This is a genomic window from Rhodovulum sp., from assembly GCF_011048875.1.
GTDB classification, from domain to species: Bacteria; Pseudomonadota; Alphaproteobacteria; order Rhodobacterales; family Rhodobacteraceae; genus Rhodovulum; species Rhodovulum tesquicola.
In genome coordinates this window covers 1-1,894 of sequence record NZ_DSDD01000163.1, presented here as the reverse complement: position 1 = coordinate 1,894, position 1,894 = coordinate 1, and the positions used below count along the sequence as shown (strand labels likewise).

Annotated in this window: 3 protein-coding genes; all 3 read left to right on the top strand. The window is 69.6% G+C overall.

Annotated features, from left to right (window positions below; genetic code table 11):
* Positions 1 to 199 (top strand): hypothetical protein (locus ENN83_RS05745; protein WP_287185096.1); only part of this gene is annotated, 199 nt, incomplete at its 5' end.
* Positions 199 to 408 carry a phage head-tail joining protein gene (locus ENN83_RS05740; protein ID WP_287185093.1) on the top strand — a complete coding sequence of 70 codons (210 nt, stop codon included), beginning with the start codon at positions 199 to 201 and terminating at the stop codon, positions 406 to 408. The genes ENN83_RS05745 and ENN83_RS05740, both read left to right, overlap by 1 nt.
* A gap of 225 nt (positions 409 to 633) precedes the next feature.
* Positions 634 to 1,894, top strand: a 1,261-nt coding sequence (locus tag ENN83_RS05735; protein ID WP_287185090.1) for a phage portal protein, incomplete at its 3' end; no start/stop codon positions are given.

The window sequence follows — 1,894 nt, the reverse complement described above, 5'->3', positions numbered from 1 at the left end:
GCCGGGTCTTGCCCGCGCCGCCGCCTGGCTGATCGGCCTCGATCGCTGGGACGATCGGCGCTGGGCGGAACTGGAAGAGCAGATCGCCATCGGCCGCAATGACGCCCCGCCCGCCGGGCAGCCGAACCGGCCGACGACACAACGACATCCGACGCGGGGCTTCGACTGGCTCGGAAACCGCCGGGGGAAATGGTTCTGATGTCCTTCACCGATGCCGAACTTGCCGCACTGAAGCGCGCCTTCGCCGCCGGCACCCTGCGGGTGAGCTACGAGGGCAAGACAGTCGAATATGGCAATGCCGACGATCTTCTGCGCCGCATCCACACGATCGAGGGCGAGATCGCCGCCGGGCGCAGCAGGTCCCTGCCCGTGGCCGGGGTTGCTGGCTTCCGCCGGGGGGATCGCTGATGGCCGATCGTCACGATGTTGCCTTCGGCGCCCTTGATCGCGCGCTGGCGCTGGTCGCCCCGCGCGCGGCCGCGAAGCGCTATGCCGCCCGGGTGGCGCTGGGCAACCTGCGCCGCGCCTATGATGCCGCCCAGAAGGGTCGGCGCACCGAGGGCTGGCGCACCTCCGGCACCGCGGCTGATGCCGAGATTGCCGCGGCAGGGGGCCTCCTGCGCGACCGGATGCGTGATCTGGTGCGCACCCCCCCTCGCCGCGCGCGCGGTGTCGGTGTTGGTCAACAACCTCGTGGGCTCGGGCATCCGGCCGCGTGCAGCCAGCGCCGATCCGGCGCTCAACGAGCTGGTCGACGGCCTCTGGGCGCGCTGGGCAGACCACTGCGATGCCGATGGGCATACCGATTTCCACGGGCTGACCGGGCTCGCCGTGCGCGAGATGATCGAGGGCGGCGAGGTCTTCGCGATCCGCCGCCGGCGGCGCATGCGGGACGGGCTGCCGGTGCCGTTGCAGATCGAGCTGAAGGAGGCCGATCATCTGGATGGCGCCCGCTTCGGCGACACGCCCGGCGGTGGGCGCATCGCCCAGGGCATCGAATACGATCGCGAGGGCCGGCGCCGGGCCTATTGGATGTTCCCCGACCACCCCGGGGATCAGTCGCCCACCTTCGGCCGGCGCATGGAGGCGGTGCGCATCGACGCCGGCGCGGTCGCGCATCTCTATGAGCGCCAGCGCGTGCAATCGCGCGGCGTGCCCTGGGGAACGCCGGCGATCCGGGCGCTGCGCGATGTCGATGACTGGCAGAACGCCGAACTCGTCCGCAAGAAAACCGAGGCCTGCCTTGTCGGCATCGTCTTCGGCGCCGAGGAGGATCAGCAATCGATCGCCCCGGTCATTCAGGATGGCGAGGGCAACCGGGTCGAGCAGTTCGTGCCGGGCCTGATTGCCTATGCCCGCGGCGGGAAAGACATCAAGTTCAACCAGCCGGCCAGCACCTCGGGCGTCTATGAATGGCACCGGGTGCAGCTGCATATCATCGCAGCAGGCTTCCGCGTGCCCTACGAACTGATGACCGGGGATCTGTCACAGGTCAATTTCTCCTCGATCCGGGCGGGGCTGAACGAGTTCCGCCGCATGATCGGTGCGATGCAGTGGCAAATCGTGATCCCGGGCTTCTGCGCCCCGGTCTGGCGCTGGTTCCTGGACGCGGCCTTCACCGCCGGGCTGATCCCCACCGCAGATGTGCCGGCGGAATGGGCGCCACCCAGCTTCGAGAGCGTGAATCCGTTGCAGGATGCCCAGACGGACCTTCTGGAAACCCGGGCGGGCCTCGCCACCCTGCCGCAGCAGATCGCCAAGCGCGGCTATGATCCGAAGAAGGTGCTGGCGGAATACGCCGAGTTCCTCGCGCTCGCCGACACCCTCGGGCTGGTGCTCGACTCCGACCCACGCCGGGTCAGCCAGGCGGGGCTGACCCGGCGTGGGTCGGAGT

Coding starts and splice junctions, on each gene's coding strand:
- ENN83_RS05740 (WP_287185093.1), top strand. CDS start 199: ATGTCCTTCACCGATGCCGAACTTGCCGCACTGAAGCGCGCCTTCGCC.